Origin of the sequence: Halomonas sp. DP1Y21-3 (genome assembly GCF_019801245.1) — a bacterium.
Lineage (GTDB): Bacteria > Pseudomonadota > Gammaproteobacteria > Pseudomonadales > Halomonadaceae > Halomonas > Halomonas litopenaei.
Genome location: NZ_JAHVJM010000018.1, coordinates 1 through 1,288 on the forward strand (window position 1 = coordinate 1; position 1,288 = coordinate 1,288).

Annotated in this window: 1 protein-coding gene; it reads right to left on the reverse strand. The window is 66.3% G+C overall.

All coding sequences use genetic code 11. The annotated features are described in order from the left end of the window. Window positions 1-1,265, reverse strand: a 1,265-nt coding sequence (locus KUV74_RS20725; protein ID WP_222517283.1) for a TRAP transporter large permease subunit, incomplete at its 3' end; no start/stop codon positions are given. Window positions 1,266-1,288 lie beyond the last annotated feature (23 nt).

Below are 1,288 nucleotides of genomic sequence, written 5' to 3' on the forward strand. Positions count from 1 at the left end.
AGCGCCGCGAGTACGCATAGCTGCAGGGCGATAAAGGGCAGCACCGAGACGAAGATGTCCTTGAGGCTGATCTCCGGTGGCGCCACGCCCTTCAGGTAGAAGGCCGCGGGACCGAACGGCGGCGACAGGAAGGACACCTGCATGTTCACCGCGAACAGGATGCCGAACCAGATCGGGCTGTAGCCCAGCTGCACGATGATCGGCACGAAGATCGGCAGGGTCAGCATGGCCACCCCGATCCAGTCGAGGAACATGCCGAGCACGATCAGGATCGCCATCATCACCAGGATGATCACGATGGGCGAGACGTCCAGATCCATGATCATGCCGGAGATGAAGCGGTTGCCGCCCATCAGGTTGTAGACCCCGACCAGGGCGGCGGCGCCGATGCCGATCCAGATGATCATGCCGCAGGTCACCAGGGTCTGGGACAGGCTCTGGTGCATCATCGAGAACGAGAACTCGCCCCGGGCCAGCACCGCCAGCAGCACACCGAACACGCCCATGGCCGCCGCCTCGGTGACCGAGGCCACGCCGCCGTAGATCGAGCCCAGCACCATGAAGGCGATCAGCGCCGGCACGATGATCGAGCGCAGCGCGGCACCCCTGGAGGCGAAGCCGGCGTTGCGGTCCTCCTCGCTCATCGGCGGGCCCATGGCGGGGTTGCGCAGGCAGCGCACCAGCACATAACCGATGTAGGACAGCATCAGGATCACCGCCGGGGTGATCGCCGCGGTGAACAGGTCGGCGATGGAGACGCTGGCGATCAGGCCGTAGATGATCAGCACGATGGACGGCGGCATCATGGTACCGAGCGCCCCGCCGGCGCAGACCACGCCGATCGACAGGTGCTTGTCGTAGCCGAGGCGGAGCATCTGCGGCAGCGCCAGGATGCCGAGCAGCACGATTTCGCCGCCGATGATGCCGGACAGCGCGGCCAGGAAGAACGCCACCACCACGGTCTGCACGGCGACGCCCCCGGGCAGTCGCCCGGCGAACACCCGCATGGCGTTGAACAGATCCTTGGCGATGCCCGATCGGTCGAGCAGCGAGGCCATCAGCACGAACATCGGCACCGCCACCAGCGAGTACTCGGTGACGAAGCCGTAGACCCGGCTGGTCACCAGCGGCAGGGCGTTGGGGCCAAACCAGCCGAAGGTAAAGGCCAGCGCCACCAGGCCGGTGATAAAGGCCAGCGGCAGGCCGGTGACCAGCAGCGCGAAGATGGCGCCGACCAGCAGCAGGGTTCCGTCTGCGATGCTCATCAGTCAGCGCCTCCTTCGGGTGC